The 6,356-nt window shown below is 76.6% G+C and carries 4 protein-coding genes; 2 read left to right on the top strand and 2 right to left on the bottom strand.

Going from position 1 to position 6,356, the window contains the following annotated elements; all coding sequences use genetic code 11:
• Positions 1–206: 206 nt before the first annotated feature.
• Positions 207–4,181 (top strand): discoidin domain-containing protein, encoded by a 3,975-nt coding sequence (locus GYH36_RS18665; protein ID WP_162290641.1) that lies wholly within the window; start codon positions 207–209, stop codon positions 4,179–4,181.
• Positions 4,182–4,366: 185 nt separating this feature from the next.
• Positions 4,367–5,080, top strand: a complete 714-nt coding sequence (locus GYH36_RS18660; protein ID WP_162290640.1) for an anaerobic ribonucleoside-triphosphate reductase activating protein — start codon at positions 4,367–4,369, stop codon at positions 5,078–5,080.
• A gap of 10 nt (positions 5,081–5,090) precedes the next feature.
• Here GYH36_RS18660 and GYH36_RS18655 read toward each other — a convergent pair whose 3' ends face one another.
• Together GYH36_RS18655 and GYH36_RS18650 are read right to left on the bottom strand one after the other, a co-directional pair.
• A complete protein-coding gene (locus GYH36_RS18655) occupies positions 5,091–5,714 on the bottom strand; it encodes a GyrI-like domain-containing protein (RefSeq protein WP_162290638.1) in 624 nt (207 codons plus the stop codon).
• A 69-nt stretch (positions 5,715–5,783) separates the two neighbouring features.
• The coding region (locus GYH36_RS18650; protein WP_203232040.1) for an alpha/beta fold hydrolase at positions 5,784–6,356 on the bottom strand (573 nt) is incomplete at its 5' end.

Raw genomic sequence — 6,356 nt, 5'->3', positions numbered from 1 at the left:
TCCTACTTCCTTCGCCTGCCGGGACCGGCCGTGGCCGGACCCGACGCCAAAAAGACGGTTGGTGTGGGGGTCGTCGGGGGGGGGGGGGGGGGCCCCCCCCCCCCGCCCCCGCCTCGACATTTTCTCCCCCGTGCCCCTGGACGCGGCGAGACAGCGCTGTCACCATAGAGCGGACCTCCCGACGACGACGACGAGAGACACGCACCATGACCCGAACCCCCACCCACCCTCCTGCCCGGCGCCGCGCGCGCCGGCGCGCCACGACCGCCGTCGCGCTCGCGACCGCGGGCGCGCTGCTCCTGGCGCCCGCGACCGCGCAGGGCGCACCGCCGGCCTCCCCCACGACGACGACCGCCGTCGCCGACGCCCCCGCGTACGGCGCGCCCGACGCGACCGCCGCCGACTACTACGGCGCGCTCCTGCGCCACACGCGCTGGGTCGAGACGGTCTGGGACGCGTCGGCCGGCGCGTACCAGCTCAAGGACTTCAACTTCGCGGTCGTGCTGGGCAACGCGGTGCTCCTCACGCACGGCGAGTACGACGCCGAGCTCGCCGGGCTGTCCGAGGAGACGCTGCGCGCGCACACGCTCGCGACGATCAAGCACTACGCGGCGACCAACCGGTTCGTCGACCCGGCGGGCACGTGGGGCAAGAAGCTCTTCTGGGACTCGACGTTCCAGTCGTACTTCCTCGCCGCGGGCACGCTGCTGTGGGACGAGCTCGACGCGACGACCCGGGCGAACCTCACGACGATCGCGACCGAGCAGTCGCGCTACACGGCGGACCTCGACTTCGGGAACGACCCGCTCTCGGGCTCGTGGACCGCGGACTGGCCGACGGGCAAGTACCTCGGTGACACCGCGCAGGAGGAGGTCGGCGTCTACACGCAGGCCCTCGCGCCCGGTCTCGCGTGGGCCCCCGACGACCCGGACGCCGCGCGCTGGGCCGAGCAGCTCGGCGACTGGGGTCGCAACGCCGCGGGCCAGCCCACGGCCGACCGCAACAACCCGGCCGTCGTCGCGGGCAAGCCCGTCTCGTCGAACACGATGCAGACGATCCACGACACCTACCTCGTGGAGAACCACGGCTCGTTCGGACCGCACTACCAGTCCGACATCTGGCGCTCGGGCGGTCGCAACGCGATCCACTTCCTGCTCCACGACGAGCCGCTGCCCGAGATCCTCACGCGTCAGCCGAGCTCGGCGGAGCTGTGGGAGTCGATCAAGCTCGTCATGTCCGACGCGGGCGAGCCGTTCATGCCGATGGTCGCCGACCGCGAGTTCCTCTACGGCCGCGACGCGATCCCGATGGCGTTCCTCGGCCAGGTGCTGCGCGACCCGGACGCGGCGCGCGCCGAGGCGAACCTCGCGGCCGCGCTCGAGGACTACCAGGCGTACGAGCCCGTGCACCGCCTCGCGAAGTTCTCGGGCGAGCCCAAGTACGAGCCCGAGGCGCGCGCGGAGATCGCGATCTCCTACCTCCTGCACGTCGAGGCGGCCGAGTCCCCGGAGGGTCCGGTCGTGCCGACGCCGCAGGACGAGTTCTTCGAGCGCCTGGCGGGGGTGCGCGACTTCGGCGCGGTGCCCGGGCTGACGGTCCAGCAGTCCGCCGGCGCGTGGGCCGCGGCGTCCAGCCGCACGGGGTTCGTGAAGTTCCCCTGGGTGCCCGGGCACGACTCGTGGCTCTTCCACGTCTCGGGCTCGACGCCGTTCCTCTACCCGACCACGGGCGCGACGGTCGACGAGCGCCGCGTCACGACGTACACCGCGCCGCGCGACGGCTTCGAGGGGACGTCGTCGGTGTTCCGGGTCGGCGACGGCTACGCGGGCCAGGTGACGCTCCCGACGGGCGCCGCGGTGTACGCGTCGACGGGTGCGGGCACCGAGGACGCGAGCCTGTCCGTGCGCAACCTCGACATGGGCGGGTACTCCGGCCTCGACGGCTCGCGCACGTACACGACCGCCGAGGGCGAGACCACGGCGTCGCTCCCGGTCACGCGCCCCGCGGACCCGGCCGACGCGCGGGCCGCGCGCGTCGACGACCTCACGTTCGCGCCCGTCACCGCGCGGTACGTGCGGCTCCTCGGGCAGCAGGGCCACCCGCAGTACGGGTACTCGATGTTCGCGTTCCACGCGTACGGCGCGGACGAGGCGTCGGGCGCCGACCTCGCGGCCGGCAAGGTCGCGACCGCGTCGAGCGAGGACGCGGCGAACGGCCGTACCGCGGCCCGCGTGACCGACGGCAACGCGTCGACGCGGTGGGCCGTCGCGGTCGGCGAGCGCACGCGCCCCGACTCGTGGGTCCAGGTCGACCTCGGCGAGGAGACGACGGTCGGCGGCGTGCGGTTCGCGTGGGAGGCGAGCGCCGGGGCGCGCTACCTCGTCCAGACGTCCACGGACGGCGAGACGTGGACCACGGCCGCCGCGTACGGCAAGGCGCCGGCGGACGTGAACGTGGCGCGCCTCGACACGGTCGACCTCACGCCCGAGGGCGCGGACGAGCCGGGCCCCGTGACGACGCGGTACGTCCGCATGCAGGGCGTGCGCGGCGACGCGACGTACGGCTACTCGCTCTACCACCTGCGCGCGTTCTCGCCCGCGGGGACCGACGTCGCGGCGGGTCGCCCCGCGACCGCGTCGAGCGCCGCCGGGTCCAACCCGGCGGGCGCCGTCACCGACGGCTCCGCGACGACGCGCTGGGCGGTCGCGGTCGCCGACCGCACCCGGCCCGACTCGTGGGTGCAGGTGGACCTCGGCGCGCCGACCGCGGTGAGCCAGGTCCAGCTCGGCTGGGAGGTCGCCGCCGGCCAGGAGTACCGCGTGCAGACGTCGCTCGACGGGCAGGCGTGGCACGACGCCGCGTCCTTCCGGTACACGGGCGACCAGGTGCTGAGCAGCGACGGCGACTGGCTCAACGTCGAGGGCGAGGCCGGGTTCGTCGTGCGCGGGTCCGACGCGCCCCTCACCGTGTCGCGCGCGAGCGACACGCGCCACGTCGTGCGCCTCACGGACGGCGCGACCGGCCCCCGGCTCGTCGAGATGGTCCCGGGCGACGCCGCGGCGACCGCCGCGCAGGCGGGCGCGCGCGTGCCCGCGGCGGACGCGGACGGCGTGCTCGTGAGCCTCGTCGACGGCTTCGTCGTCGCGTTCAACCTCACCGGTGCCGACGTCACGACGACGCTCACCGTGCCGCACGACGGCGGCGCCGTGCCCGTCTACCAGGGCACGCAGACCGTCGGCGCCGACGCGTCCACGCTCGACGTCACCGTGCCCGCGGGCGACGCGGTCGTCCTCGCCCCGCGCGCGACGGTCGCCGCGCGCACCGGCGGGACGCCGGTCGGGGTCGCCGTCACGGCCGACGACGCGCGCTCGTTCCGCGTCGCGGGCGCCGGGACGCCGGTCGAGCTGCGCCACGCCGAGACGGGCGCGACGCGCACGGTCGGGGCGGCGCCGTCGGGCACGCGCGTCACGTTCCGGGACGCGACGCCGTTCCCCGTCGCGGACCACGCGCTGAGCACGCTGACGTTCCCCGCGTCGGTGCTGCCGGAGGGCATGACGTCGCCGTCGCTCGCCGTGGACGGCGACGCGGCGACCGCGTGGGTGCCCGGCCCGGACGGACGCATGGTCACCGACCTCGGCGCGCCGCGCGAGATCGGCACGGTCGTCGCCGCGTGGGAGCGCGGCGGGGCGCCCGAGGCGGTCGTCTCCGTGAGCGACGACGGCCTGACGTTCATCGACGTCGGCACGATCCGGGCGGGTGCCGCGCGCGGCACGCTCGCGGTCGACCGCACGGCCCGGTACGTCGCGCTGAGCACCGCGTGGGCCGACGGCGACCCGGGCCTCACGGCCCTGCGGGTGCTCGCGCCCGGCGCGGCCGACCCGTCGTCGCCGGCGCCCGTCTCCGTCACCGCGACGGCCGAGGTCCGGTGCCTGGCGGGCACGCCCTACGTCGCGGTGCGCGTCGTGAACGACGACGACGTGCGCCTCGACGTCGAGGTCGCCACGCCGTGGGGCACGCGGACCTTCCCCTCGGTGGCACCGGGGAAGAACGCGTACCAGTCGTTCGCCGTGCGCGGCGACGCGGACGCCGGTCCCGTGACCGTCACGGCCGCGCCGTCGGACGACGCCGACGAGCGCGAGACGGTCGCGACGCCCGACCACGGGCAGCCGACGTGCGGGTGACGCACCCGGCCTGACCGCCCGGGGCTCGCGCCGCTCGTGGTGCGAGCCCCGGGTCCCGGAGGTCGGGACCTTCGGCCGGTCCGGCGCCGCTCGGCGCAGCGCTACGGTCGAGGCCCGGCGGCACCGGCGGCCGGAGGGCCGACCTGCCGGGCCGCCGGGCCGTCGCGCGTGGGAAGGAGCCGCCGATGACCCGCCCCGGCCTCGTGGTCGCCGGACTGACCCGCCTGTCCGTCACGGACTGGCCCGGGCGGCGCGTCGCGACGGTCCGCACCCAGGGCTGCCCGTGGCGGTGCGGCTACTGCGACCACCCGGGTCTGTGCGCCGTCGCCGCGCACGGCGGCGCACGGGCCGCGGCCTCGGTCCCGTGGTCCGAGGTGGTCGCGTACCTGTCCCGGCGGCGCGGGCTGCTCGACGGCGTCGTGTTCTCCGGCGGCGAGCCCACCCTGCACCCCGGTCTCCTCGGCGCGATCGACGACGTGCGCGACCTCGGCCTCGCGGTCGGCCTGCACACCGCCGGGCCGTGGCCCGCGCGGCTCGCGCGCCTCCTGCCGTTCGTCGACTGGGTCGGCCTCGACGTCAAGCACCTGCCGTCGCGCTACCCGGCCGTCACGGGGACCGTCCCGTCGGGGCGCCGCGCGTTCGAGTCGCTCGCCGTGCTGCTGCGCTCGGGCGTCGACCACGAGGTCCGCACGACGGTGGACCCGGGCGTGCACACGCGCGCCGAGCTCCTCGCGCTCGGCGCCCACCTGCGCCGCCTCGGCGTGCGCGAGTGGGTGCTCCAGGAGGCCGTGCCCGGCGGCGCGGCCCCGGCGTGGGCCCGCGCGCTCGCCGGGCGCCGGCTCACCGACGTGCTCGACGACGCGGACCTCGCGTGGGCCCGGCGACGGACCGCGGCCTGACCCGGTCCGGTCAGAGCGGGCGGACCGGCTGGCGCAGCACCGTGCGGAGCCTCGCCGGGTCCGTGCGGCGCACGTCGCTCAGGTAGATCTCGTGGTGCGGTCCCGCGAAGGTCAGGCCGTGCTCGGGCAGGTACACGTCGTGCAGCTCCGCGAGCACCGGGCCCTCGTCGTCGTACGGGCCGACGTGCAGCGTCTGCACCGACCGGCCCTCGGTGAGGCTCGTGCGCCGCACGAGGTCGAGCGCGGCGGGCACGTCCTTCTTCGCGCGCACCGTCTCCGTCGCCGCGACGACGAGGTCCTCGCCGACCCAGTCCGGCTGCAGGACCAGCAGGGTCCAGCGCCACGCGTCCTTCTCGCGGCGCACGAACGTCCCCGGGTCGTCCGCCGTCCACAGGCCCTCGAGAGGCCCGACGACGAAGTCGCGCCCCTCGCGCTTGCTCGCGAACTTCACGGCGTAGGAGACCGAGAAGAGCGCCTCGACCGCCGCCGCGTACGCGGGCGACGTGTTCGGGTCGCCCGCGCCGTCGACGGCCAGGTAGCACAGCGTGGGCACGTCCACCTCGACGAACCGCCCGCGGGGCGGGGCGTAGAGCTCGCGGTGCAGCGCCTTGAGGTCGACCTTGTCCGTGGCCATGCGGCCGACGCTACCGGCGCCCTCCGACGACGTCCCGCGCGGCGGACCGGCGCGCGGCGCGCCGGCGCGTCAGGCGGTGCGACGCGCCAGGTCGCGCTCGGCGGGCGCCGCCTCGCGCACGGGCGTCACGTAGTCGACGACGGCGCGCACGACCTCGGGGTCGCGCAGGAGCCGGTGGTGCCCCAGCCCCTCGGTCGTGAGGAGCTCACCCTCCGGCCACGCCGCGGCGAGCGCCGCGCCCACGGGGTACGGGACCTCCTTGTCGGCGCGGTCGTGCACGACGAGCGCGGGCGGCACCGGGTGCGTGCGCACCGTCTCGCGCACGTCGAGCTCGCCGAGGGGCCGCCCCGCGAGGTCGGACAGCATCCCGCGCAGCAGGCCGCGCGTCGGCTGCGAGAGCCGCAGCAGGTCGGCGAACCCGTCGACCTCCCCCAGCACGTCCGTGATCGCCGCGACGAGGACGAGGCGCTCGACGGGGAGGCCGTCGCGCACCGCGAGGACCGTCGTCGCCCTGCCGGGCGAGTGGGCGCCGACGGCCGGCGCCGCGCCGTGCTCGCGCACCACCGCGGCGCGGGCGTCCCCGAGGTCGGGGATGGTGGTGCGGCCCGGGCCGGGCCGGCCCGGGCCGGCGTAGCCCTGGGG

Source organism: Cellulosimicrobium composti (genome assembly GCF_010287905.1).
Lineage (GTDB): Bacteria > Actinomycetota > Actinomycetes > Actinomycetales > Cellulomonadaceae > Cellulosimicrobium > Cellulosimicrobium composti.
This window is presented reverse-complemented; position numbering and strand designations above follow the sequence as displayed.